The 24,991-nt window shown below is 66.0% G+C and carries 26 protein-coding genes; 10 read left to right on the top strand and 16 right to left on the bottom strand.

What is annotated here, in order from left to right; all coding sequences use genetic code 11:
* Positions 1 to 226: 226 nt before the first annotated feature.
* Positions 227 to 835 carry a TetR family transcriptional regulator gene (locus tag P1X14_RS12650; protein WP_277315735.1) on the top strand — a complete coding sequence of 203 codons (609 nt, stop codon included), beginning with the start codon at positions 227 to 229 and terminating at the stop codon, positions 833 to 835.
* Between the two features lie 2 nt (positions 836 to 837).
* Entirely contained in the window at positions 838 to 1,671 is an 834-nt protein-coding gene (locus tag P1X14_RS12645; RefSeq protein ID WP_277315734.1) for a DUF2306 domain-containing protein, read from the top strand.
* Positions 1,672 to 1,695: 24 nt separating this feature from the next.
* Here the strand turns inward: P1X14_RS12645 and P1X14_RS12640 are convergent, their stop codons facing one another.
* Complete coding sequence (locus tag P1X14_RS12640; RefSeq protein WP_277315733.1) at positions 1,696 to 2,478, bottom strand: SDR family NAD(P)-dependent oxidoreductase; 783 nt, start codon at positions 2,476 to 2,478, stop codon at positions 1,696 to 1,698.
* A gap of 126 nt (positions 2,479 to 2,604) precedes the next feature.
* Entirely contained in the window at positions 2,605 to 3,780 is a 1,176-nt protein-coding gene (locus tag P1X14_RS12635; RefSeq protein WP_277315732.1) for an acetyl-CoA C-acetyltransferase, read from the bottom strand.
* Positions 3,781 to 3,947: 167 nt separating this feature from the next.
* Here P1X14_RS12635 and P1X14_RS12630 point away from each other — a divergent pair, with 167 nt between their 5' ends.
* Positions 3,948 to 4,298 carry a DUF2200 domain-containing protein gene (locus tag P1X14_RS12630; protein WP_277315731.1) on the top strand — a complete coding sequence of 117 codons (351 nt, stop codon included), beginning with the start codon at positions 3,948 to 3,950 and terminating at the stop codon, positions 4,296 to 4,298.
* Here P1X14_RS12630 and P1X14_RS12625 read toward each other — a convergent pair.
* Positions 4,295 to 4,963: a nitroreductase gene (locus tag P1X14_RS12625; protein WP_277315730.1), complete on the bottom strand. Its 669-nt coding sequence runs from the start codon at positions 4,961 to 4,963 to the stop codon at positions 4,295 to 4,297. The two genes, P1X14_RS12630 and P1X14_RS12625, sit on opposite strands and share 4 nt — an antisense overlap.
* Positions 4,964 to 5,114: 151 nt before the next feature.
* Here P1X14_RS12625 and P1X14_RS12620 point away from each other — a divergent pair, with 151 nt between their 5' ends.
* Positions 5,115 to 7,022: an ATP-binding protein gene (locus P1X14_RS12620; protein WP_277315729.1), complete on the top strand. Its 1,908-nt coding sequence runs from the start codon at positions 5,115 to 5,117 to the stop codon at positions 7,020 to 7,022.
* On the opposite strand, the gene P1X14_RS12615 is transcribed toward P1X14_RS12620, so the two are convergent.
* Complete coding sequence (locus P1X14_RS12615) at positions 7,003 to 7,722, bottom strand: response regulator transcription factor (protein ID WP_277315728.1); 720 nt, start codon at positions 7,720 to 7,722, stop codon at positions 7,003 to 7,005. The two genes, P1X14_RS12620 and P1X14_RS12615, sit on opposite strands and share 20 nt — an antisense overlap.
* A 65-nt stretch (positions 7,723 to 7,787) precedes the next feature.
* Here P1X14_RS12615 and P1X14_RS12610 point away from each other — a divergent pair, with 65 nt between their 5' ends.
* The 4 genes from P1X14_RS12610 (at position 7,788) to P1X14_RS12595 (ending at position 13,667) form a co-directional block, all read left to right on the top strand.
* The gene (locus P1X14_RS12610) at positions 7,788 to 10,961 is read left to right on the top strand and encodes an autotransporter domain-containing protein (RefSeq protein WP_277315727.1); all 3,174 of its coding nucleotides are present in this window, start codon (positions 7,788 to 7,790) and stop codon (positions 10,959 to 10,961) included.
* Between the two features lie 60 nt (positions 10,962 to 11,021).
* Positions 11,022 to 12,035, top strand: a complete 1,014-nt coding sequence (locus P1X14_RS12605; RefSeq protein WP_277315726.1) for a hypothetical protein — start codon at positions 11,022 to 11,024, stop codon at positions 12,033 to 12,035.
* Complete coding sequence (locus P1X14_RS12600; RefSeq protein WP_277315725.1) at positions 12,032 to 12,451, top strand: hypothetical protein; 420 nt, start codon at positions 12,032 to 12,034, stop codon at positions 12,449 to 12,451. The genes P1X14_RS12605 and P1X14_RS12600 overlap by 4 nt, the downstream gene beginning before the upstream one ends.
* 88 nt (positions 12,452 to 12,539) lie before the next feature.
* Positions 12,540 to 13,667: an FAD-dependent oxidoreductase gene (locus tag P1X14_RS12595; RefSeq protein ID WP_277315724.1), complete on the top strand. Its 1,128-nt coding sequence runs from the start codon at positions 12,540 to 12,542 to the stop codon at positions 13,665 to 13,667.
* On the opposite strand, the gene P1X14_RS12590 is transcribed toward P1X14_RS12595, so the two are convergent.
* Positions 13,627 to 14,814 (bottom strand): MFS transporter, encoded by a 1,188-nt coding sequence (locus tag P1X14_RS12590; protein WP_277315723.1) that lies wholly within the window; start codon positions 14,812 to 14,814, stop codon positions 13,627 to 13,629. The two genes, P1X14_RS12595 and P1X14_RS12590, sit on opposite strands and share 41 nt — an antisense overlap.
* Positions 14,815 to 14,953: 139 nt before the next feature.
* Between P1X14_RS12590 and P1X14_RS12585 the strand changes: the two genes are divergently transcribed.
* Entirely contained in the window at positions 14,954 to 15,724 is a 771-nt protein-coding gene (locus P1X14_RS12585; protein WP_277315721.1) for an SDR family oxidoreductase, read from the top strand.
* A 13-nt stretch (positions 15,725 to 15,737) separates the two neighbouring features.
* On the opposite strand, the gene P1X14_RS12580 is transcribed toward P1X14_RS12585, so the two are convergent.
* Genes P1X14_RS12580 through P1X14_RS12570 form a run of 3 tightly spaced genes read right to left on the bottom strand, consistent with a single transcriptional unit; the run spans position 15,738 to position 18,374 of the window.
* Positions 15,738 to 15,956 carry a hypothetical protein gene (locus P1X14_RS12580; protein ID WP_277315720.1) on the bottom strand — a complete coding sequence of 73 codons (219 nt, stop codon included), beginning with the start codon at positions 15,954 to 15,956 and terminating at the stop codon, positions 15,738 to 15,740.
* On the bottom strand, positions 15,956 to 17,539 hold the full coding sequence (locus P1X14_RS12575; RefSeq protein WP_277315719.1) for an NAD(P)/FAD-dependent oxidoreductase: 1,584 nt from the start codon (positions 17,537 to 17,539) through the stop codon (positions 15,956 to 15,958). Before P1X14_RS12575 ends, P1X14_RS12580 begins: the two co-directional genes overlap by 1 nt.
* Before the next feature lie 25 nt (positions 17,540 to 17,564).
* Complete coding sequence (locus tag P1X14_RS12570) at positions 17,565 to 18,374, bottom strand: SDR family NAD(P)-dependent oxidoreductase (RefSeq protein WP_277315718.1); 810 nt, start codon at positions 18,372 to 18,374, stop codon at positions 17,565 to 17,567.
* Positions 18,375 to 18,445: 71 nt separating this feature from the next.
* Between P1X14_RS12570 and P1X14_RS12565 the strand changes: the two genes are divergently transcribed.
* On the top strand, positions 18,446 to 18,913 hold the full coding sequence (locus tag P1X14_RS12565) for a helix-turn-helix domain-containing protein (RefSeq protein WP_277315717.1): 468 nt from the start codon (positions 18,446 to 18,448) through the stop codon (positions 18,911 to 18,913).
* On the opposite strand, the gene P1X14_RS12560 is transcribed toward P1X14_RS12565, so the two are convergent.
* From P1X14_RS12560 to P1X14_RS12525, 8 genes are all read right to left on the bottom strand, one after another.
* The gene (locus P1X14_RS12560) at positions 18,910 to 19,209 is read right to left on the bottom strand and encodes an antibiotic biosynthesis monooxygenase family protein (protein WP_277315716.1); all 300 of its coding nucleotides are present in this window, start codon (positions 19,207 to 19,209) and stop codon (positions 18,910 to 18,912) included. The two genes, P1X14_RS12565 and P1X14_RS12560, sit on opposite strands and share 4 nt — an antisense overlap.
* A gap of 5 nt (positions 19,210 to 19,214) precedes the next feature.
* Positions 19,215 to 20,381 (bottom strand): alpha/beta fold hydrolase, encoded by a 1,167-nt coding sequence (locus P1X14_RS12555; RefSeq protein ID WP_277315715.1) that lies wholly within the window; start codon positions 20,379 to 20,381, stop codon positions 19,215 to 19,217.
* Positions 20,382 to 20,400: 19 nt separating this feature from the next.
* Positions 20,401 to 20,946, bottom strand: a complete 546-nt coding sequence (locus P1X14_RS12550) for a cupin domain-containing protein (protein WP_277315714.1) — start codon at positions 20,944 to 20,946, stop codon at positions 20,401 to 20,403.
* Positions 20,940 to 21,710 (bottom strand): SDR family oxidoreductase, encoded by a 771-nt coding sequence (locus P1X14_RS12545; protein ID WP_277315713.1) that lies wholly within the window; start codon positions 21,708 to 21,710, stop codon positions 20,940 to 20,942. Before P1X14_RS12545 ends, P1X14_RS12550 begins: the two co-directional genes overlap by 7 nt.
* Entirely contained in the window at positions 21,707 to 22,144 is a 438-nt protein-coding gene (locus P1X14_RS12540) for a VOC family protein (RefSeq protein ID WP_277315712.1), read from the bottom strand. Before P1X14_RS12540 ends, P1X14_RS12545 begins: the two co-directional genes overlap by 4 nt.
* A complete protein-coding gene (locus P1X14_RS12535) occupies positions 22,134 to 23,210 on the bottom strand; it encodes a VOC family protein (protein WP_277315711.1) in 1,077 nt (358 codons plus the stop codon). Before P1X14_RS12535 ends, P1X14_RS12540 begins: the two co-directional genes overlap by 11 nt.
* A gap of 110 nt (positions 23,211 to 23,320) precedes the next feature.
* On the bottom strand, positions 23,321 to 24,301 hold the full coding sequence (locus tag P1X14_RS12530) for a fumarylacetoacetate hydrolase family protein (protein ID WP_277315710.1): 981 nt from the start codon (positions 24,299 to 24,301) through the stop codon (positions 23,321 to 23,323).
* Positions 24,302 to 24,311: 10 nt separating this feature from the next.
* Positions 24,312 to 24,991, bottom strand: a 680-nt coding sequence (locus P1X14_RS12525; protein WP_277315709.1) for an SDR family NAD(P)-dependent oxidoreductase, incomplete at its 5' end; no start/stop codon positions are given.

The following is a 24,991-nucleotide window of genomic DNA, read 5'->3' as shown; positions in this document are numbered from 1 at the left end:
CAAACTGGTGGCCCGGCTGCCCACCGCGAGGCGCGATCTATATATGGAACGATATTTTGTCAATGGAACGATGTTTCAGCCGTGCAAGGTGGCTATACACGCTTCGGATCGGCGGGTCCCGCGCGAAAATGCGTGAGAGGCGAGGCGTGTCACGCCACCTTGTTTAAGCAAACAACTACATCTACGTCCGGTGCTACGGCGACGGCAGCGAAAGGGGGGGCATAGCGTGGCAGGCACGGCGGACCGGCTCCTCGACGCGACCAGCGCGCTGATGATCGATCGCAATTCGGTCGATATCAGCTTCAGCGACATTGCCGCGAAATCGGGCGTGAATGCCGCGCTGATCCGCTATCATTTCGGCAGCAAGAACGGGATGTTCATGGCCCTGCTCGAACGCGATGCGGGCGGCACGTTCGACGAGCTGGAACAGCTGATCCGCGCGGACATGGGTGCGGCACAGAAGCTGCGGCACCATGTGCATGGCATCATCAAGGTCTATTTCCGCTTCCCCTATATGAACCGGCTGGCGGCGGCCCTCGCGATCGACGCCGATTCCGAAACGGCGCGGTTCCTCTCCGAACGATTCACCCGGCCGCTGGCGGCGGCGCAACGGGCTATCCTCGAACAGGGCGTTGCGGAGGGCGTCTTCCGGCCGGTCGATCCGATGTTCTTCCACTTCTCGCTGATCGGCGCGTGCGAGCATCTGTTCGTGGCGCGCCACTCGCTCCACTATGCCTTCGGCATCGATGAGATCGATGATGCATTGCGCCGTGGCTATGCCGGACACGTCACCGATATGCTGATGCGCAGCGTGCTGATGGTGCCGGAACGTTGAGCGTGGCGCGAAAAATCGAAACCGGACCGGTGCCCGCCGCATGGCTCGACCCTGTCTATCGCTGGTCCGCGATCGCGCTGGTGGCGATCGTCTGGCTCAGCTCGGCGATCTTCGGCGCCTATATCATCGCCCATTATATGGGTTCGCTGGCGAACGGCGATGCCGGGGCGTGGAACAGCACGCTGCCGCACCTCTATGTCGCGGGATCGCTGGCCGCGAATATCGGGATCGGCGTGCATTTCCTGCTCGGCGCGGTGCTGCTCCTGCTGGGGCCGGTCCAGTTGATCGCGGGCGTCCGCAATCGCTGGCCGCGTGTCCATCGCTGGATCGGGTGGAGCTACACCATCGCCGCCTTCGTCACCGGCGCGGGCGGTACCTTCTATATCCTTGCCCGCGGCACCACCGGCGGCTGGGTGATGGATCTCGGCTTCGGCCTTTACGGCGCGCTGATGATGCTCGCGGCGGCGCAGACGCTGCGCCACGCCATCGCCCGGCGGCTCGATCGGCACCGCGGCTGGGCGATCCGCCTGTTCGCGCTGGCGATCGGATCCTGGCTTTACCGGATGCAGTACGGCTTCTGGTTCCTGATGTTCGGCACCTGGGGCCATGCCAGCGATTTCCGCGGCTGGTTCGATATGGTGATGGTGTTCTTCTTCTTCGTGCCGAACCTGCTCGTGGCCGAAGCCTTCATCCGCTCGCGCGGCGAAAGCGTCTCGGTGCCGGTCAGGGCCGGCGGCGCATTGGTGCTGGCCGCCGCCGCCGTGCTGGTGGCGCTGGCGACCTGGACCTTCACCACCAAATTCTGGGGACCGGCGATCCTGGAGCGGATCGTTTGAACCTCGCCGGGAAACCGCCTCGGCTTAGCGCGGCGCCATGCGGATCGCGCCGTCCAGCCGCACATCCTCGCCGTTGAAATAGCCATTCTCGATCATGCACAGCGCCAGCTTGGCATATTCGTCGGGTTGGCCCAGCCGCTTGGGGAAGGGGACCGATGCGGCCAGCGCATCGCGCACATTCTGCGGCGCGGCGCCCAGCAACGGCGTATCGAAAATGCCCGGCAGGATCGTGTTCACCCGGATCGCCTCGCCCATCAGATCGCGCGCGATCGGCAGAGTCATGCCCACCACGCCGCCCTTCGAAGCCGAATAGGCCGCCTGGCCGATCTGCCCGTCCTCGGCGGCGACGCTCGCGGTGTTGACGATCGCCCCGCGCTCGCCATCCTCCATCGGGTCGAGCGTCAGCATGCCCGCCGCCGATTTGGCGATGCAGCGGAAGGTGCCGACCAGGTTGATCTGGATGACCCAGTCGAACGCAGCCAGCGGGAAATGGCGGATGCTGCCGTCTTCCTTGGCGCGGCTGGCGGTCTTCACCGCGTTGCCGGTTCCGGCGCAATTGACCAGGATGCGCTCCTGCCCATGCGCCTCGCGCGCCTTGGCGAAACCGGCATCGACGCTCTCGTCCGAAGTCACGTTCACTTCGCAGAACACGCCGCCGATCTCGGCCGCCAGCGCCTTGCCCTTCTCTTCCTGAAGATCGAAGATTGCGACCTTCACGCCCTTCGCCGCCAGCGCGCGCGCGGTCGCGGCCCCCAGTCCCGATGCGCCGCCGGTGACGACCGCGGCTACGCTTGAATCGAGCTTCATAACCCTCTCCTTTTCTGGTTTCGCGGTGCCGTCCCGCTCCCCCACCCTGCCTCCCATCCAGCATATTCTGTGGGAGGCCGGGTGGGGGAGCGGGCTGGTGCCGCCTGTCGCCGTCAGGCGATCAAATCAAAGCCGCTCCACGATGGTCACGTTGGCGATCCCGCCGCCTTCACACATCGTCTGCAGTCCGTATTTCTTGCCGCGCTTGCCTAGTGCGTGGATCAAGGTCGCCATCAGCTTGGTGCCCGATGCGCCTAGCGGATGGCCGAGCGCAATCGCGCCGCCATTGACGTTCAGCTTCTCCGGATCGCCACCGACATGCTTCAGCCACGCCATCGGCACCGGTGCGAAGGCTTCGTTGACTTCGTACAGGTCGATATCCTCGATCCGCATGCCCGCACGCTTCAGCGCCCGGTCGGTCGCGAACAGGGGTTCCTCGAGCATGATCACCGGATCGCCCGCGGTCACGGTCAGATTGTGGATGCGCCCGATCGGGGTCAGGCCATGTTCCTTCAGCGCCGCTTCGGAGACGATCATCACCGCGGACGATCCGTCGCAGATCTGGCTGGCGTTGGCCGCGCTGATCATGCCTTCGGGGCTGAGCAGCTTGACCGATCCGATGCTCTCCATCGTCGCGTCGAAGCGGATGCCCTCGTCGATCGAATGCAGCACCGTGCCTTCGGGCGTCTCGACTTCCAGCGCGACGATCTCGCCCGCGAAATCGCCCCGTTCGGTCGCCGCAGCGCCGCGGCGATGGCTTTCCAGCGCATAGGCGTCGAGCATGTCGCGGTTGAACCCATGCTTCCGCGCGATCATCTCCGCGCCCATGAACTGGCTGAACTGCACGCCGGGATAGCGCGCCTCCTGACGCGGCGATTTGGGCAGGCCCATGCCGGCCTGTGCGTAGAGCATTGCGGTCGATCCCATCGGCACGCGGGTCATGCTCTCTACGCCTGCCGCGATCACAATATCCTGCGTGCCGCTCATCACCGCCTGTGCCGCGAACTGCATCGCCTGTTGCGAGGAACCGCATTGCCGGTCGATCGTCACCGCGGGCACGCTTTCGGGCAATTTCGACGCCAGCACGGCGTTGCGGCCGATATGCAGCGCCTGCTCGCCGCCCTGCATCACGCAACCCATCACCACATCGTCGATCGCCGCCGGATCGATGCCGGTGCGTTCGACGATCGAGTCCAGCACCGCGCCTGCCATGTCGGCGGGATGCCACCCGGCCAGCTTGCCGCCGCGCCGCCCTCCTGCCGTGCGTACGGCGTCGACGATATAGGCGGTAGGTGCTGCCATGGTCCTGCTCCCGTTCGATTTCGAATCATCGGTATCAGCGCGGCCTGTCTCGATCAACGTCGTTCACGAATTACTCAAGTGACTAACTAATTCTTAGGTAGCTGCCTTTCTGTAGGCGATGTTCGTCATGTTCGACCATGGCGGCCGGATGCGCTATCGCGGGCCTCATGACGAAGCACCGCATCTATTCGATGAGCGTCGCGAGCGTGTATCCGCATTATCTGACCAAGGCGGAGAAGAAGGGCCGGACCAAGTCGGAGGTGGACGAGGTCATCCGCTGGCTGACCGGCTATGATCAGGCTGCGCTCGACGCCGGACTGGCGGCAAAGACGAACTTTGAGGATTTCTTCGCGAACGCGCCGGCGTTGAACCCGGCACGGTCGCTGATCACCGGCACGATCTGCGGGGTGAAGATCGCCGAGATCGAGGATCCGCTGATGCTAGAGGTCCGCTATCTCGACAAGTTGATCGACGAACTGGCCAAGGGCCGGCCGATGGAGAAGATCCTCCGCAGCTAGTCGCGGAAGCTCGCCCATTCCTCCAGCGGAGCGCGCGGTACCTCGAAACCGTTCACCGGCGCGTCGGAATCGCGCCAGCCGATCGCCATGCCGGTGAACAGCATCTGATCTTCCGGCGCGTCGAGGAACTTGCCGATCGTCTTGTGGTGCACGGTCCACGCTTCCTGCGCGCAACTGTCCAGCCCGGCCTCGCGGAGCAGCAGCATCAGCGTCTGGAGGAACATGCCGCAATCGGCCCATTGCGGCGGCCCGTGATCGCGGCGGACATAGCAGAACAGGCCGACCGGTGCGCCGAAGAACTGCCAGTTGGCCGCGAACCAGCGCAGCCGCGCCGCCTTGTCCTCGCGCGGGATGCCCAGCGGCTCGTACATCGCCTCACCCACGCCGAAGCGGCGGCTGCGATAGGGTTCGCCGAGCGGCTGGGGATAGACGCTGTATTCGGGCGGATCGCCGAACGCCGCTTCGGCCAGCCGCTCGCGCATGATCGCCTTCAGCCGCACCATCGCCTCGCCCGAGACGACATGGACATGCCAAGGCTGGAGGTTGCCGCCCGAAGGCGCGCGTCCGGCGCGTTCGATCAGGTCGCGCAGCAGGCCCATGTCGACCGGCCTGTCGAGAAAGGCGCGGATCGAGCGGCGCGTGGCGACGGCTTCGCTGACGTTCATCGAATGATCGGCCCCCTCCGCAACATCCTCCTCCACAGTCGGGCGCCGCGCAACCCGTCAGCGCCCTCCCATGAATTGGGGATTGCCGGTCAATCCGGTTGCCGCGTGGCCGGGAATCGGGCCTAGTCCGGGGCAGAGGATGCGCGGACGGATGATCGGGAGGGACAACAGGGCGGTCTGGCTGCGCGCACTTGCCGCGATCGCGGCTTCGCAGCTGATCTTCTGGCTGTTCCTCGGGCTGGCGGAAAAGGCCGCTTTGCCCGCGGGCATGCAGCATCGGCCCTATGTCGAGTTCACCATCCTAGACGAAGCCGGCAATCCGCTGGCGGACGGGCGCAAGTTCCGTGCGCCATACCGGCCCGATCCCAACTACAAGGTCTCGATTACCGAAGGATCGGCGCGGGCGCTGTTCGAGATCCCGTTCACCGTCGCCGATCCGCAGGAAGAACTCGGCCTCTATCTCGCGGTCCGCCGTTCGATCCAGGAAGTGCGGGTCAACGGCGTCGTGGTCCAGCCCAATGTGCCGCTCGACAGCTTCACCGGATCGGCGGGCTGGGAATCGGTCTTCTACGTTCTGCCGAAGGACGCGGTGCGCAAGGGTGGCAACCGCATCACCGCGCTGGTCGAGAATGAAGGCTATTCGCACGTCTTCCCAGTCTTCCATGTCGGCCCGGCGGACGATCTGGTGCGCGCGTTCGGCTGGGGCGGTTTCTTCAATGTCGATCTGCCGCTGGCCGCGATTGCGATCCTCGTCTTCACCGCCTTGCTGTGCCTGATCGTCAACTGGCCGGCCGAGGACCGGCGCCGCGTCAACGCGCTGATCGTGCTGCTGCTGGTGTGGGCACTGCGCGACTGGTCGCTGGCATTCACGCCGCCCTTTGCGATGAGCAAGCTGGTGTTCTGGGTCGTGTTCTGGACCCTGTCGTTCGCGATCATCTTCGCGTCGGCACGCTATGTGCTGCGCGATGCCGGGGCGCCGGATCGCTGGGTGGCCTGGCTCGGCCGGGGCTGGATCGCGGCGCAGCTTTCCTGCTTCGGCATGCCGTTGCTCGAAGGGCGGATCGGGCCCGATGCGGGCACCTGGTTCCGGATGATGACGCAGGTGGAATTGTGGCTGACCTTCCTGCTGTGCGGCGGATCGGTGCTGCTGCTGGCGCGCGAGATCGGGCGGTCGGGCGGCGAGCGCTGGGGCGAGCGGTTGATGGTGATGCTGTGCCTGACGGCGCTGATCGTCGACATCGCCGATGGCGTGTTCAAGCTCACCATCCCCTTCGCGCCGGGGCTGCCGCTGACCTTCTATGTCGCGCCGATTGCGGGCGTGCTGCTGGGCATGGCGATGATCACCTCGCTGGCGCGTCAGGCGACCGAAGCGCGCCGTGCGGTGACTTCCGCCAACGAAAGACTCGCCGGAAAGCTCGCCGCGCGCGAAGCCGAACTGGCCGAGACCTATCGCCAGCGCGAGGCGATGACCCAGCGCCAGACCTTGCTGGAGGAACGCCAGCGGATCGTGCGCGACATGCATGACGGGATCGGCGGACGGCTGGTCGGCTTGATCCTGCAGGTGCGCGGCCGGGCGATCGAGGCCGATGGGGTGGAGCGTGCGCTGGAGGACAGTGTGTCCGACCTGCGCCTGATCGTGGACTCGCTCGATCCGGCCGAGGACAGCCTGTCCGCCGCACTCGCCTCGTTCGAATATCGCATCCGCGCCCAGGCCGAGGCGGCGGGGATCGCCTTCACCGCCGCGATCGGCGACCTGCCCGGCGGGCCGGGACCGCGCACTACGCTGCAGATCTTGCGGGTGCTGCAGGAAGCCGTGACCAATGCGCTGCGCCATGCCGGGGCGAAGTCGCTGCGGCTCGAAGCCGGGGTGGTCGATGGGCAGTTGAAGCTGGCGGTGATCGACGACGGCAAGGGGTTCGACGGCACACCCGCAGGCGGCCGCGGCGTGGTGAGCATGCAGGCGCGCGCGAGGACGATCGGTGCGACGCTGGCGTTCGAGGGCGGCAAGGGCGGCACCGCGGTGCGGCTCGATCTGCCGCTCAGCGATGCGGGTGAATGAGACCCGACTGGGTCGCCTCGAACACCGCCTCGGAACGCGAATTGACCGACAGCTTGCGGTAGATCGACTTCACATGATCGCCGACCGTGTGGCGTGAAATGCCCAGCGCCTGCGCCGCCTCGCGATAGCTCAGCCCGCGCGCGAAAATCTCGAGCAATTCGGTTTCGCGAACGGTCAGCGCGCGTTCGTCGGGCACCGGCGCGCGCATCGCTTCGAAGCGCTGGAGCAAATGGCGGGCCGCCTCGGGGCTGATCGGTGCGCCGCCGTCCAGCGCGGCGCGGATCGCGGCGACGACCTGATCGGGCGTCGAATCCTTGAGCAGATAGCCGTCCGCGCCAGCCTCGAGCGAACGCATCACGCTGTCGCGGTCGCGGAAGATGGTGATGACGATCGCCTTGGCGCTCGTCGCCTTCTGCAGCCTCGCGATGAACTCGATCCCGCTGCCATCGGGCAGGCCGAGATCGACCAGCGCGACATCGGGCGCCGCATCGATCAGCACATCGGCATCGGCCAGCGACCCGGCGCTTGCCGCGAGCACGAGCCCCGCCTGGCCGCGTACCGCATCCTCCAGATGCCGCCGGATGACGGGATCGTCTTCCAATATGGTGATCCTGACCTCGGGATCGGTCACTGCACAGGTCCCCCAATTCTCGCGCAGACCATAGCGGGACGGCGTCGCGCCACCCACCCCCAAAGTCATGGGATGGGTCCCGCCCCGCCAAGCCGCGACAATCCGCCGACACGTACAGCGTTCGGGAGGATGAAATGGCGCGCACGACACTGGCCCGCACGATGCGGATGGGGATATCGGTCACGGCCCTGCTCTGGGCGGGTTCGGCCTGGGCACAGAGCTGCACCGTGACGGGGACCGGCACGCTCAACGATCTAAATGCAGGCGATACCGTGACGTGCGGCGGCACGATCAGCGGTCCGATCGTCAGCAATGGTCAGGGGACCAACGAGACCGGCATCTCGATCGTGATCGACAATGCGACCGTCACCGCGGGCATCTTCTCGCTCAACGCCGGTGCGCCGGGCAGCCAGATCACCGTCAGCAACGGATCGGTACTGACCGACACCGGCATCGACATCAGCGGCGATTTTTCCAGCCTGTCGATCGACGCGTCGACGGTGAATATCGGCAACGGCTATATCGAGCTGTTCGGTTCGAACACCGGCGTTACGCTGAGCAACGGCGCGGTGATCAACACGCTGAGCGGCGGCACTGGTGTGCGGCTGAGCGGCAACGAGAATTATCTCGAAATCGATGCGAACTCGGCGATCCGCGCCGCGAGCGGCACCGGTGTGCTGGGCGGGAACGGCATTCAATATGTCGTCGTGCGCGGCGTGATCGATGCGACCGGTGGGACTGCGGTCTCGCTCGGCGGCGGCAACGATCTGCTCGATATCAGCAATGGCGCGGTGATCATCGGCGCGATCGACATGGGCGCGAACAATGACGTGATCCGCATGGCGGGCAGCGGCACGGTCGCCGGGCCGGTCTCGGGCGCCGAGGAACTCTATGTGCTGTTCGGCAGCTGGTCGATGGGAGAGGTCAGTGGGGTCGACTATGCCGAGGTATCGAGCAGCGGCACGCTGACGCTCCCTGCCGCGTCGCAGTTCGGGAGCACGGCGACCACCATAAACGTCGCGCAGGATAGCGTGCTGCGCGACGCCAATCTGGGGCAAGGCCAGCAACAGATCCGCGGGGAGATCACCGGCGACGGAAGGCTGGAGGTGCATAGCAGCGACGGGCTGGTGATCGGCCGCGCCAACGGCTTCACCGGCGGGACGACCATCGCCGGCGGCGGCTTGCTGATCCTCAACCATGGCGACGCGCTGGGCAGTGGCGGGGTGGTGAACAACGGCACGCTGCGGCTCGGCAACATCGTGTTCCGCAATTCCATCGACGGTTCCGGCGGGGTCGAGGTTACCGGCGGCGGTACGGCGGAACTGACCGCGATCAACACCTATTCCGGCGGGACCCACATCATCAACGGCGTGCTGGTCGTGTCGAACGAACGGCCGCTGGGTACGGGCGCGATCGTGATCGAACAGGGTGCCGCGCTGCGCCTTACGCCGTCCGATCCCGAAACCTTCACTCTGGGCATTTCCGGCGGCGGGTGGCTGGAGGTGGCAGGGACCGGGCAGATGACCTTCAACACTGCCAACAGCCATAGCGGCGGCACCAGCATCATATCGGGAACCGTGGTCCTGAACCATGCCGGCGCGCTGGGTACCGGGGCGGTGGTCAACAACGCCACGCTGCGCCTGAACGGGGTGAGCTTCACCAATGCCGTGTCGGGCACCGGCGCGATCGAGACCAGCGGCATCGCGTCGCTGTCCGGCGCGAACACGCACAGCGGCGGCACCCGCGTGACCGGGGGGACACTGAGCATCGCGAATATGGGGGCGCTCGGCACCGGCACCACCACGGTTGCCGGCGGGGCGACGCTCGACGCCACCGTCGCGACCAACACCACCCATGCCGGCGCCTTTTCCGGCAGCGGTGCGCTGATCAAGCGCGGCACCGGTACGCTGACCCTGACCGGCGGCGGCACGCTGGGCAGCGTGACGATCAACGCGGGACGGATCGCGCTCAATTCGAACCTGACCGGCAGCTTCACTGTCGCTTCGGGCGGCACGCTGGGCGGCACCGGCCGCGCAATCGGCAACGTCTCGAACAGCGGCACGCTGGCGCCGGGCAATTCGATCGGGACGCTGACGGTGCAGGGCAATTACACCCATGCCTCGAATGCTGTGCTGGAGATCGAGTTTGATGCCAATGGCGGGATCGACCTGCTCGACGTGACCGGCAGCGCGACTATCAATGGCGGGACGCTGCGCTTCGTGTCGCTGGGCGGTGCGGAGGGGCAGGGTGGCACCTTCCTGCGCGCAGCCGGCGGCGTCACCGGCACCTTCGCCACCGTCGAGACGCTCGGCGCGCAGATCCCGCTCGCGGTGATCTACACCACGACCACCGGGCAGATGGCGCCATCGATCCTGAGCGCCCGGCCCTCGACCTTCGACAGCCAGGTGCTGGGTTCGGCCGATGCAGGCCTCGCCTTTGCGGGCGGACTGATGGCCGCCGAGCGGCATGGGATGCCGGGCCGCGGGCGATTGTGGATCCAGGGTGTCGGATCGCAGGCCAGCCGCGATCCTGGTGCCGCGACGCTCGGCTTCCGCCATAACAGCTGGGGTCTTGCCGGTGGTGCGGACTTTCCGCTGTCCGGCGGGCTGTCGCTGGGTATTGCCGGGGGCGGATCACGCGGCGACATCACGCTGCGCTCGGGCGGCGGGGGTGGCGATATCGACAGCCTCTTCGGCGCGTTGCACCTTCGCTACGGGAATGACGGGCTGATCGCGCGCGGCGGCGTGATGATCGGGTCGCAGGACCAGACCACGCGGCGCCATGTCTCGTTCAACAGCTTCTCCGAAACGGTCACCGGATCGACGGATTCGACCGTCTATGGCGGTTTTGCGGGGCTGACCGCACCGGTCGGACGGATCGGCAACTGGACGCTGTCGGCCGACCTTTCCGGCGCATGGGTCCACCAGACACAGGCTGCCTATCGCGAGGACGGCACCAGCCCGCTGCGGCTGTCGGTCGCGGCGCGGGGCGTCGATACGGTCGAGGGGCGGCTGGGTTTCGATCTGGCGCGGGCGCCATCGGCCGAGCGGCAAAGTTTCCAGCCGGGCCTGCGCGCGGGCGTCCGTTATCTCGGCGCGCTGGGCAGTCGCGAGATCCCGGTGACCTTCGTCGCCAGCGGTACGCCGGTCGTCCTGCAGGGCGACGACCGCGATCGCTGGGAAGGCTATGCGGGTGCCTCTGCCCGATGGGAACTCCGGGGCGGTATCGCTCTCGAACTCGGATATGACGGCGCGTTCGGCGGATCCTCCCGGCACGAAGGTCGCGCATCTCTCGCCTTCGGGTTCTAGGGGGCGGACGGGCCGGGATGGCCAGTCCCGGCCCGTCCTTTCACCGGAAAGGACAGCATCATGAAATCGATCATCGCCTTTGCCGCCATGCTGCTGTGCGGCTCCGCCTTGCCCGCTCAGGATATTCCGATCCCCGGCGGCAAGGCGCGCACCCCGCCGGTCAAGCCCGCCACGCCGCGCACCGGCGGGCCGGGCGCCGATCAGGGGATCACCGGCCCGCTGCACGCCGCCAATGTCGGCAAGCTGGTCTTCACCCGCACCGATCTGGAGCTGCGCGCGATCAACGCCGGTTCCTTCGCCAGCGGTTTCGGACTGGGCGATCCGATCTATTTCCGCGCCTATATGGCGAAGTCGAGCGTCAATGCGGTCGCGCCGATGATGGGCGGGCAGGGCAATTACGCGCATCGCATCCGCTACCGCATGATCTTCCGTGTCGATGGCGGCGCGCCGGTCGAGACCTCGATCCGCGCCTGGGGCACCGCCAAGGAGCATGCGGAATGGACGACATGGCGCGGCCAGTTCCTCGATCGCACCGGCAGCAAGGTACCGGGCAATGATGCGTTCCGCGAGCTGTTGTCGAAAGCGATGGCACGGGGCCAGCTCGGCCCCGGCAGCCACCAGATCGAGGTCGAGCTGATCCCCACCGTCGCCAATGGCGATAATCCGCCGATCGTCGGGCCCGTCGTCGCCAGGGGCAGTTTCACGTTGAGCGTTTCTGCAGGTGCGGTGCGGCCGGACGATCCGCAGATCTGCCTGCCGCCCGCGGCGATGCGCAATGCGGGAATAGAAAACGCGATCCTGAACCGCGCACGCCAGACATGGAAGGATAGTGCGACCCGGCCCGAGCGGGTGTTGATCACCCATACCGGCTGGACCTTCTATCGCCATCCGGTCTCGGGGATCGTCACGCGGCGAGCGATCGATGCGCGAATACTGGCGCGCGGATCGACCTATTGCACCGTCCAGGGCTATGCCTATTCGCAGGCCGCGGTCGGCTCCGGCTTCGAGAGCCAGGGCGATTTCTCGGGTGCCGAGGAATATACCAGCTACCTGCCCTGTGCGTGCCTGAAATGAGGGAGCGGGGCCTGCGGGTCGGTCCGCGCTGGTGGTGGATTCCCTTCTGCCTCGTCAGCATCGCGCTTGGCGTCTCGCTGCTGTGGTGGACGCCGAATCCCTTTGCCGGACTTGCACCGGGCGAGCGGCCGATCCGGGCCGCGATGTTCTTCAAGGTCTCCGGGGGCATATTGGCGCTCGTGTCATTCTATCGCCTGCTGGCGCTGAAATGGGTCGAGGTTGAGCATGAGGCGCTGATGGTCGCGACGTTGCTCACCAAAAGACGGCATGGCTGGAGCCGGCTGACCGACGTGCAGGACAGTGCCGCGCAGTACCGGCTCGTTTTCCGCAGCGGCGCGGTGGTGCTGCCCCGGCGCGAATATCGCCCGGCCGACATCGCGGTACTCGATGAGGAGGTGAAGCGGCGGCGAGGCTAGGCGCCGCACCGATTGCTGGCCTCCAAATATGCGATTTCCCTCCCGGGCTCCGATCCGGCTATCGCCCGGTGTCAGGAGAGGGAGTGATATGGCCGCTGCGAATTTGAAGATACTCGTCATGGGCGGGGGGATCGGCGGGCTGAGCGCCGCGATCGCGCTGCGTCAGCGGGGGATCGAGGTCGATCTGGCCGAGATCAACCGCGAATGGACCGTCTATCAGGTCGGCATCATCATCCAGGCCAATGTCATCCGCGCGATGAAGGAACTGGGGCTGGCCGACGAACTGGTGAAGGTCGGCTATCCCTATTCGGGTTTCGAAATGCAGGATCCGGCGGGCGAGACGCTGTTCCGCTTTCCCGGACCGAAGCTGGCTGGCGAGGATTATCCCAGCGATCTGGGCATGGCGCGGCCTGCGCTGCACGACGTGCTGATCCGCGCGGCGCGTGCCGAGGGCGTCAACGTCCGGCTGGGCGTCACCTTTGCGAAGATCGACAATCGCGCCGATGGCGTGTCGGTGACCTTCACCGATGGCACCACCGGCGACTATGACCTGATGATCGGCGCCGACGGCCTCTACTCCAAGGTGCGCGCCGCGATCCTCGATGCCGATGCCCGGCCGCACTTCACCGGGCAGGGCGTGTGGCGATACAATCTGCCGCGCCCGGCCGAGCTCGATCACGCGGTGATGGTCGACGGCATTGCCGGGGGGAAAGCCGGCTGGGTGCCGCTGACCGAAACTTCGATGTACGTCATCTATGTCGGTGCCGAACCGGGCAATCCGCGCTTTCCGGAGGAGACGCTGGCCGACGAGTTCCGCAAGCGGCTGGCGCCCTATGGCGGACAGATCCCGGCGCTGCGCGAACAGATCACCGATCCGGCTCAGGTGGTTTACCGCCCGCTCGAGGCGATCCTGATGCCGCCGCCCTGGTATCGCGATCGCGTGGTGCTGATCGGCGATGCCGCGCATGGCACGACGCCGCATCTGGGACAGGGCGCGGCACAGGCGGTGGAGGACGCGCTGGTCCTTGCCGAGCTGCTGGCCGAAGGCTCGGTCGACGACGCGCTGCCCGCCTATATGGAGCGCCGCTTCGAGCGGACCAAGTTCATCTGGGAAGCGTCGCTCCAGATCGGCAAATGGGAGCAGGACCATTCGCCGGATGCCGATCCGGGCGGGCTTACCCGGCGGATGCTGGAAGTGGTGTCCGCGCCGATCTGATCAGCGTGATCGCTGCGGCACCCGCCGCAGCATAGCCGAGCCAGGCGAAGGCCGAGAGCATCGTCCCCGTCTGGCCGGCAATGCTCGTCACCGCGAGCGGGCTGAGGAACTGGCCGAAGGCGAACGCGCCCTGCCACATCCCGGTCCCTCGCCCGCGCACGTCGAACGCGAGCTGGTTCATCGCCCATACCAGCAAGGTGGGCAGGATCAGCCCGGCGCCGATCTGGTTGATCCCGCATCCGATCAGGAAGGCGGTCGGCGTGGTCGCGAAGCCCATCACCACGAAGCCGGTGGCGAGGATCGAGAATTCGGCGAGCAGCAGACGGCGGACGGGGATCGCGAACAGCTTCTGGTAGATCAAGGTGCCCGCCGGAACGCCCAGGCTGGCGATCGAGGTGAGGAAGCCGATCTCGGCCGGATTGGTCACGCCCAGCACGCTCAGCCCGACGCTTGCATGGATCTGCACCGTGTAGAACAGCACCGATGCGAAGATGGTGATGGCCAGGATGCCGCTCATCCGCTTCCACGGAAACGGTGTCGAGGATTCCGCCGCGGCGGTCTCGACCAGCTGCTCCGGCTCCCAGGTGAACAGCAGTACCGCGCCGAGCATCGCCAGCGCCGAGGAATAGACCCAGAAGGGCGCCTGCCACCCGAACGTCCCCAGCCAGCCACCAAGGTTGAAGAACAGCAGAGCGGAGAGCGACGCGGTGGCGGTCTGCAACGCAAGCCAGCGGTTGCGCGCCTCGCCCCTGTAATAGTCGCCGATCAGCGTGGTGGTGAGCACGATGATCATCGCTTCGGTGATGCCCACGCCGATGCGCGAGATCAGGATCGCGGTCAGATCGGTCAGGAACACCGGCAGCACGCCGACCATCGCATAGATCAGCAGTGCCGCGATCAGCAGCCGCCGCCGTCCCAGCCGGTCGCCGAGCAGCCCGGCGATCGGCGAAAGCAGCGCGACGCACAGCGCCGGCACGGTCAGCACCATCGGCACCAGATAGTCGTGATAGGGAACGTGGCTGAACTGTTTCAGCAGCATCGGCAGGATCGGCGCGAGCAGCACGATCGCCATGGTGGAAAGCGTGATCGGCACCAGCAGCGTGATCCCGGTCGCGATCCCTGCTTGCCTTGCCTGTACTTCGGACATTCCACACCCTCCCCGGCCCGAATTCCGGGCTTTGCGCCATCTGCGCCTGCCGGGGCGGGCTGCACAATCGGGTTCGGTCGATAGCCGCTATCGGAATGCCCGTTTTGACACCTGCCGCGACGCGCAGCATTTCCGCAGCATGACAGGATTTCCCGCGCTGTTCCGCCTCGATGGCAAGGTCGCAATCGTCACCGGCGCATCGAGCGGTATCGGCTTGGCGATCGCCGAACTGTTTGGCGAGGCCGGGGCTTCGGTGGTGATCGCTTCGAACGATGCCGCGGGATGCGAGGCCGCGGCCGCGCGGATTCCCGGCGCGCTGGCGGTGACCTGCGACGTGACCATCGCCTCCGATCTGGAAGCGCTGGTCGCGCGGACGATGGAAGCGTTCGGCGGGATCGACGTCCTTGTCTGCAACGCCGGAGCTGCACCGCATTTCGGGCCGCTCGGTTCGGCCAGCGATGCCGAGTTCGACTTCACCATGGACATCAATTTGCGCCATGCATTGCGGCTGACCTCCCTCGCAGCGCCGGTCATGGTCGCGCGCGGCGGCGGGGCGATCGTGCTGACTTCGAGCCTAAGCGGCTTGCGCGGCAACAAGGCGATCGGACTGTACGGCCTGTCCAAGGCGGCGCTGGCCCAGCTCGCGCGCAACCTCGCGGTCGAATGGGGACCGTCGAACATCCGCGCCAACGCGATCTCGCCGGGTCTGATCCGGACCAACTTCGCCAGCGGCATCGCCGACAATCCAACGGTGCTGGAACGCCGCCTGCAACTCACCCCGCTGCGCCGGATGGGCGAGGCTTCCGAAGTGGCGGGCGCCGCCCTGTTCCTCGCCTCGCCCGCGGGCGCCTTCGTCACCGGGCATAATCTGGTGATCGACGGGGGCACGCTGATCACCGACGGTAACTAGCGAGCAACAGCTGTTATTTCCCCTTCGACGATTTCCGGAACAGGATCGTCAGCAGGAAGAACACCGTCTTCACGTCGAGCAGCTTGAGCGCCGCGCGTGCCTCCTCCGGGGTCAGCAGCGCGGTCATCGGCATGGTGCCGAAGATCTTGCCCTTGAGGACGAGCGCGTTGCCGTCGCGCTCGATCTTGCTGACCTGCATCAGCTCCTTCTTGGTCTTGTCATAGATCTTCATCACGAAACCACCTTGTCGAAATCGATATCGAGCTCGTCGAACACGCGGATCGCCGTGGCGCGGCCCGCGCCATAGACGCCGCCGCCGGGATGCATGAACGGTCCGCACAGATAGAGTCGGTCGATGCCGGGCACGGTGTATTGGCCGAGATCCGGCGTCGGGCGGTGACCGACGGTCTGGTACATGAAGGGCGCGGCGCCGTGCATGTCGCCATTGACGAAGCTGTTGGGCGACGAGCGCTCCATGTCGAGCGGCGACCAGCTGGAGCGCATGATGATGTTGTCGTCGGTCAGGCTGGGCGTGAACTTGCGATAGGCCGCAAGGTTCTTGTCCGCGACCTCCTCCTTGATCTCGTCCCAGCGCGCCGCGCCGCCATCGGCCAGCTTGTAGGGCGACATGGTGATCGCGTGGAACATGCCCGCGCCCGGCGGCACGCGATCGGGATTGGCATGGCTCTCGTCGCTGCCGCCGGTCAGCGGCCGTTCGGGCAGGCGGCCGCGGCGCAGGTGGTCGAAATCGTCGAGCATCTCGGCCAGCGTGTCGAACTGGTAATATTCCAGCATCGTCGCGGTCTCGATCTCGTCGCCGGCATAATATTTGACCGGCGATTTGAGGTCGTAATGGCTGACGAACAGCGAGAAGGTGGAGGTGTTCACCCGCTCGGCGCGCTTGAGGATCGGCTCCTCCACTTCCTCGACGAACGCGCGCAGCTTGTGCGGGTGCATCGATCCGATCACCGCGTCCTTGCCCAGATACTCCTCGCCATCCGCGAGCCGCAGGCCGACCGCGCGGCCCGACGAGACCAGCACTTTCGAGACTTCGGCATTGCAGCGCAGCTCGCCGCCATAGGTTTCGAGGCACTTGACCAGCGAGTCGGTCAGCGCGCCCGATCCGCCTACCGGCTGCGACACGCCATAGGTGTGGATGATGCCGGGCATCAGATAGATGCCCATGCCGGTGCCCAGTTCGTCGGGCATCTGGAGATTCTCGGTCACCAGCTTGAGCAGGTGCATCTTGACCCGGTCGTTCTCGAACGCGGAATCGATGATGTCGAGCGAGGAGCGGCTCATCGCATCGAGCATCTCGCGGCCTTCGTCCGAACTGTCGAGCATCGCCACGAACGGCCCCATCGGCAGCGGCGGCGAATAGAGGCCCGATACGAACATCGGCATCATCCGCATCGAACGCTCGGCGAATTCGCGATAGGTCTCGGCGTCCTTCGCGGAGAGCCGCGCGATCGCCTCGCACGAGCGGTCGAGATCCTTGTAGGTGATCAGCGCCGTGTTGTCGGCGAAGATGCTCGCATAGGGGACGTCGGAATAATTATACTTCAGCCCGAAGCGCGAGAATAGGCCCAGCTCGTCCTCGCGGATCATCGGGTTGCCCTGGATCATGATGTGCACGCTGGAATGCAGGTCGTGCTTGTATCCGGGCGTGTTGATCTCCTGGGTGACGACCCCGCCGCCCGGAAATGCCTGGCGCTCGAGCACCATCACCTTCTTGCCGGCCTTCGCCAGATAACAGGCCGCGATCAGGCCGTTATGCCCCGCGCCCATCACCACCACATCGTAATTGTTCGCCATCATCGGCTCCTTCTTCTCGTGAAATTCAGTGCGCGTTGGCGCGGGACAGCCCTTCGAAGCCGGGCACATGGCTGGCGGTGCCGCCATCGACGACCAAGGTGTGGCCGGTGATCGATCGCGCCGCGTCGGAAGCGAGGAAGACGACCGCGCTCGCAATATCGTCGGGCTCGCCGAGATAGGGGAGGAGGGTCTCCGCCAGCACCGCATCGATATGCGGCTGGGGCACATTGTCGCGGACCGACTGGGTCAGGGTCAGGCCCGGTGCGACCGCGTTGCAGCGGATGCCCTTGCGGCCATGCGATGCCGCGACCGAGCGGGTGAGCTGGATCAGCGCCGCCTTCGAAGCCGAATAGGCGACCTGCACCAGATTGCCCTGGAGGCCGAGGTTCGAGACGGTGTTGACGATTGCCCCGCCGCCGCCCGCGACCATGTGTGGCAGCGCGTACTGGCAGGCGAGCGCGGTACCGCGGACATTCACCATCAGCGCGCGCTCCCACACATAGCCGGGCGTACGCTCGACATCGGTGTCGAACCGCGGCGACATTTCCGGCGCCTGGTCCGCGGCATTATTGTGCAGCACGTCGATCCGGCCGAAATGCGCCATCGCGCCTTCGATCATCGCCGCGATCTGCGCTTCGTCGGCCAGATCAGCGCCGATCGCGATCGCCTCGCCGCCATTCGCCAGAATCGCGTCCGCGGTGCGCTGGCCATAGTCCTGCGATATGTCGGCGCAGACGAGCTTCGCGCCGCGGCCCGCGAACATGCGCGCGGTCGCTCCGCCGATGCCGCCCCCGGCGCCGGTCACGATGACGACGCGATTCTGGAAATCCTGCACGTGCCTCTCCTTGTTGACGGCCGGGCTAATTCGCCTCGACGGAGCGCGGAAGACGGCACATATTTGTGCCCGTGAAAGAGTCCGAAATCCTCGAGGCGGTGCGCGGCGACGATGTGCCGCAGATGCAGGTTGACGCGCTGATCGCGCTGGTCGGCGACATGGAATTGCACGGCCGCGACCGCAGCGATCCGATGCGCGAAATCCCGGCGCGGATCGGCGACCGGTGGAGCCTGTTGCTGCTGCTGCTGCTGCGCATCGGCAGCTTCCGTCATGCGACGCTAAAACGGCTGGTCGCGGCGACTTCGGCCGAAGGCGAGATTTCGCAGCGCATGCTGACTCTGCGCCTGCGCACGCTGGAACGCGACGGGCTGATCGACCGCACCGTAACGCCCAGCATCCCGCCGCGCGTCGATTATGCGATCACCGGGCTGGGACTGAGCCTGCTGGAGCGGGTGGAGTCGCTGATGGACTGGGTGCGTGAGAACAACCCCGCGATCCGCGCGAGCCGAGACCGGTTCGACGCGCTGGGGGAGGACTAGAAACCGGCTACCACCGTCTCGACATGCTGCACCCTGGGCGGCGCAGCAAAATGAGGTCCGGCCAGCGCGCGCCATTGCTGGAACGCGGCGCTTTCGCGGAACCCGACCATATGGTCCTCGACTGTGTCCCAGCAGACCACCAGCAGGTAGCGCGTCGGGCTTTCGATCCCGCGTTCCAGCTTCATGCTGCGGCACCCGGCGGCTTCGCGGAACAGGGGCAGCGCTTCGCTTACCGCCGCTTCGAATGCCGCCTGGCTGCCCTCGGCCACTTCGATCTCGGCGATCTCGAATATCATGCGTCTTAACCCGTCACGGTACCGAACGTCTCGGCGATCCAGTCGGCGATATAGTCGCGCGCGTTGGCCAGATTGTCGACGCTCGTGTGCTCGACGCCCTGTTCGCGATCGGTGAAGATCTTCAGCTCGCGCTTGGGGCTGTTGACCAGCGCCTCATAGCTTTTGTGCGCATATTCGAGCGGGATCTGGCGGTCCTTCTCGCCATGGGTGACGAGGAAGGGCACCTTCACATTCTGCAGCACGCCGTCGAGCGTCGCCTTGCCGGACAGCTCCATGAACTCGTCCTGGTCCTTGGCACCCCACACCCAGCGGACATGCTCCCAATAATGCGGCACCGGATTCTCGCCCTCGCGATTGAGGCGGCGGCGTTGCACTTCGGCCCAGTCATGGTTCGCGCCCCACACGGCGCCCAGCGCAAAGCGCGGCTCCATCGCCACAGCGCGCGGCGCGTAATAGCCGCCGAGCGAAATGCCCATCATGCCGATCCGCTTCGGGTCGATGCCGGGATGCTGCTGGAGCCGGTCGACGATCAGGCTGGCCCAGGCTTCGGTATTGTAGACCGCGGGCAGATTGTGGGTGCGCAGCGATTCACCGGTACCCGGCTGGTCGACATGGAGCACCGAGACCCCGCGCCGGCGCAGCTCGCGCGACATGCGGGTCCAGTAGAGCATCTCCTTCGAGCTATCGAGGCCGTTGCAGAACACCATCACCGGCGGCGGATTGCCGTCGGTGCTTTCGGCCAAGGTCAGGAAGCCCGGAACCTTGCCGTCCAGATAGTCGATCTCGATCCGCTCATAGGGTTCTTTCGAGAGCGCCATCGCCTTCTGGAAGGTGGCGATGCCCTTGCGGAACGCTTCCCAGCGCGGGGCATAGGTGCGCGCCTGCATGCGCTCGGCGGTCTGGTAATAGAGCGCGGCGCGATGCAGCTTGGTCGCGGCGCTGAAGGTGCGGCCCTTCGCCTCGTCCTCGTCCGCCAGCATCACCAGCTTCTCGGCCATCGCGTACCATGCATCGAAGAATTGCGCGGTGCCGGCATCGGCGCCCTTGGCCGCGGCCTCGCGGATCGGGCGGCAGATCTCCTCGATCTCGCCGATCTGGGCGCCGCTCTCGATCGCGATGTCGACCGACAGGTTCCAGATATAATTGCCCGGGAAATATTCGAACATGGCCATGGAAAGGGACTCCGAAGGGTCAGACGATGTCGGCGTCGAACACGCCGTCGATCAGGATGAAGGCGATGCGGCAATTGGCGCCCGAATGGTTCGCCCAGCCATGATTGGTGCCGCGCTGGACGACGATCTCGCCCGCGCGCACCACCGTCTCCTGCTCGTCGAGCAGCAGGGTGATCTCGCCTTCCAGCACGATGCCATAATCGATGCTGCGGGTGCGGTGCATCGTCGCGTGGCGCTTGCCGCCATGATGCGCGTCGCCACCGCCGATCGCCTCGAACACTTCGCGCGCGGCTTCATCGTCGAACTCGTCGGTGTCGGGCGGAATGTCGAGCACGCGGATGCGCGTGCCGTGCGCGGGCGGGGCCAGCGTCAGGCTGGCTTCGCCTGCTTCCGCAGTATCGCGGTCGATCTGCGCGGGGGTCTGCTGCGTGTTCCAGATCTCGTGGAAGACCAGCCCCGGCTGGCCGAGCTGGTCATAGACGCGCGCGGGCGATCCGTCCGCGACGATGATCGCCTCGCCCTTCGCGTCATGCCCGGTGACGATGCGGCGTACGGGCCTCACCATGCGGTCGCTCCTCCGTCGATGTGATGGTCGCTGCCGGTGATCCAGGCGGATTCGTCGGAAGCGAGGAAGGTCGCCAGCCAGGCCACATCCTCGGGCTGGCCGAGCCGCTTGATCATCTTCTTGGCAAGGATCGTCTCGCGCATCGCCGGATCGGCGACGACCGGGGCGGTGGCGGCGGTGACGATCATGCCGGGCGAGATGCTATTGGCGCGGATGCCGTGCGGCCCGCCTTCCATCGCCAGCTGGCGGGTCAGCGCGAGTACGCCGCCCTTGCCCGCGCAATGCGCCAGCGCACCGCTGCCGGGCAGCGCCTGATAGGCATTGGCCGACGCGAAGTTGATAATCGATCCGCCGCCCGCCGCGATCAGATGCGGCCACACCGCCTTGGTCAGCAGGAAGACGAGGTCGAGTTCGCCCGAAAGCGTCCGCTTCCAGTCGTCGAAGCTCATTTCCTCGATCAATTTGAACACGCCGAACGCTGCGGCATTGACCAGCACATCGATCCGCCCGGCCTTCTCCACCGCGAAATCCGCCAGCGCCTGTGCGCCATCGGGCGTGGTCAGGTCGCAAGGGTGCAGGCTGTGGAACGAGAGTCCTTCGTTACGCGCTTCGGCCAGCGTCGCTTCGGCGGCGGCATGATCGATATCGCACCCGATCACCCGCGCGCCGTGCCGCGCGAACATCAGGGCCACGCCCTTGCCGATCCCGTTGCCGGTGCCGGTGACGATCGCGACCTTGCCTTCGAGACGGTTGGACAGGGTCACAGCGATCCCGGCAGCCCGCTCGGCACCGGCTCCTCGACGAACTCGATCAGATTGCCCGAATTGTCGCGGATGAAGGCGTTCGATCCGTGCGGCATCTTCTTGACCCACACGATGTCCGCGCCGCGGCTCTCGATCTCGGCAGCGAACGCCGCGGCGTCCTGCACCACGAAGGCGACATGCTTGTTGCCCTGGGTCTGAAGGTCGTCGTCGGGCACGCGCCGGTCATGCGGCAACGCCTTGGATCCCGGCACTTCGAACAGCTCGAAATAGAGGTCGCCGTTGCGCATCATCGCAATGTCGGCCGGGATCGTCGGCACGTGAAAGCGCTTGTCCAGCTCGAAGCCCAGCACATCGCGATACCAGGCGATCGATGCATCGAGATCGGCCACGCTGACGCCGCCATGATGATACCAGAAGTTCATCTCAGATCGCATGCTCGTCTTCGCTGGTCAGGCCTTCCAGCCCATCCGGCAGCTTGCCCGCGGGCGGCTTGACCTGCGCGTTGGGCGGCCGCCGGAACGGCTCGAGCGAGGATCGGTCGGCGTCGAACTTCATGTCCCATTCGACCTCGCCGGCCCAGAAGCTGGGGATGGTGGTCGCCCACATCAGCGATCCGAACTTCCAGTCCCACACGCGCGGCACCCACTGATCGTCGAGATAGTCGGTATCGACATGATACTCGGCCTCGCCGCCCGAGGGATTGTCGAAATAATAGTAGATCGCGCTGGAGATGCGGTGCCGCGAAAGCCCGCCCGAGCTGTTGACGCTCTGATTCTTCCAGCCCTTCTTCTCCATGTAATTCACGCCGATCATCAGCTCGTCGATATCCTCGAGGCCGAAGGCGATGTGCATGAAGCCGGGTTCGTCGGGCGCGACCGGCAGCGCGGTCGAGACCCAGAAGATCGAGTGATGCTCGTTGGTGCCGTCGGCCCGCGCGAACGCACCTGCGCCGCGCGAATGGTCGACATAGCGGAAGCCCAGCCGGTTGATGTAGAATTCCAGGCTGGCGACATAGTCGTGCGCGAAGAAGACGATGTGGTTGATCGTCTTGGGCAGCGCGCGCGGGCGCCATTTGCGCATCACGTTCAGCCGCTGGATATTGCCCGGCGCGTTGACCGGATCGGGTTGCGACACGACCTGCTTCTTGGCCCACAGGCGCAGTCCGATCGGCGACCCGTCGTCGCAGGCGAAATGCGCGGTGCCATCGGGATCGACCGTCACCTCGCGGTCGGTCTTCAGGTCCGCGATCAGCGTGTCGAGCGCTTCCTGCGTATCGACGCCCCAGATCGTCTCGTGCACGCCGACCTTCGCCGAATAGAAAGCGGGCAGGCGCGGATCGCCGCGGCGGCGGACCACGATCTTCGATCCGCTGGGCAGCTCGAACACGCTCTCGTCCGCATCGCGCGACTTCAGGGTGAGACCGAAATCTTCCCAGAAGGTCGTGCAACGATCGAGATCGTCGACGCCGAAAATTGCGCTCTCAACACCCAGGATTGCCATTTCAGTCCCCTCGTCCTGAGATCAGCCCTCCCACAGCCTTGCCGCCGGGAGAAATCCAAGTTTCGGATCGCAGCTATTGGCCAACCGGGCCCTTTGGGCCCGGATCTCCACTAGGGCGCCGCTTCCACCACCTGCTGATCGATCTTGCCGAACACCGGCGTGCCGTCGCCAAGCGTCACTTCCATGCGCACGCGGTCGCCGAACGCCATGAACGGCGTCTTCGGCTCGCCCTGATCCTCGATCTCGATCCCGCGCCGCTCGGCGATGCAGGACGAGCCGACCTCGCGATAATTCTCATTCGATACGGTGCCCGATCCGATGATCGTTCCTGCCACCAGCCGGCGGCTGTGCGCGGCATGGGCGACCAGTTCGTGAAAGCCATGCCCCATCGCCCCGCCCAAGGCGGCGCCGAACTTCGCTTCGTTCCACCAGACGTTCAGCGGCAGATGGACGCGGCCGTCCGCCCATGCCGCGCCCAGCTCGTCGGGCGTCACGGCTACCGGGGCGGCGCTGCATGGCGGCTTGGCCTGGATCCAGCCGAAGCCGGTCTTCATCTCGATCGGCGCCAGCTTGCGCAGCGACCAGTCGTTGATCTGCACGATCAGGCGGATGTGCCGCATCGCGTCCGCGGGCGCGGTGCCCATCGGTACTTCGTCGACGATGATGCCGAACTCGCCCTCGAAATCGATGCCTTCCTCGGCATTGCGCATCGGCACGTCGGCGGTGGCGCTCAGGAACTGATCGGACACGCCCTGATACATCAGCGGCCGGTCGGTCTTGGGCGGGTCCATCCCGAACACCTTGTCCATCAGCGCGCCATGGCTCTTATAGGCCGAGCCATCGAGCCACTGCCACGCGCGCGGCAAGGGTGCGAGCGCCTGCGTGGGGTCGAAGTCGAATGCGCCTTCTGCTTCGTCTGCCTGAAGCCGGTTGAACAAAGCGCGCAGCGGGGCCTCGACCTCGCTCCAGCGTTCGAGCGCATCCTGCATCGTCGCGGCAATCCCGTCGGCGGAAACCGCGCGGGTCAGGTCGCGCGCGACCACCACCAGCCTGCCATCGCGGCCATCCGATTTGAGCGTTGCGAGCTTCATCCGTCTCTCCTCAATCGGCGGTCCAGCCGCCATCGATCACCATCGATGTTCCGGTCATCAACGCCGAGGCATCGGACGCGAGGAACAGGATCGCGCCCATCAGATCCTCGACCTGCCCGATCCGCCCCAGCTTGATCTTCGCCAGCACGCTCGCCTTGAACGCCTCGTTCTCGAAGAATGGCCGGGTCAGCGGCGTCTCGATAAAGGTCGGTGCGATCGTGTTGCTGCGGATATTGTGCGCGGCAAGATCGAGCGCGAACGCCTTGCTCATCCCCTCCAGCGCCCATTTCGACGCGCAATAGAGCGATCGGTTCGGCCCGCCGACATGGCCCATCTGCGATCCCATATGGATCAGCGATCCGGGTACGCCCTGCGCCAGCATCGCCTTCACGCAATGCTGCGCGACGAAGAAGGCGGACTTGAGGTTGAGATCGAGCACCGCGTCGTAATCGGCTTCGCTCACATCCTGCATCGGCTTCGGGCGATTGGTCCCCGCATTGTTGACCAGGATATGGAAGGCCGGCCGCGCGGCGAAGAACGCCTCCACCGCGGCAAGGTCCGACACGTCCAGCACTGCGGCCTTCGCATTGCCCCCGATCGCGTCCGCCCCGGCTTCGATCTCGTCGCGCGAGCGCGCTGCCAGCGTCACTTCGGCCCCGGCGTCGGTCAGCGCCGCCGTTGCCGCCAGCC

It is taken from the genome of Sphingomonas sp. AOB5, from assembly GCF_029433115.1.
Taxonomy (GTDB): domain Bacteria; phylum Pseudomonadota; class Alphaproteobacteria; order Sphingomonadales; family Sphingomonadaceae; genus Sphingomonas.
The sequence above is the reverse complement of the archived record's forward strand: the minus strand, read 5'-3'. Positions and strand labels throughout refer to the sequence as shown.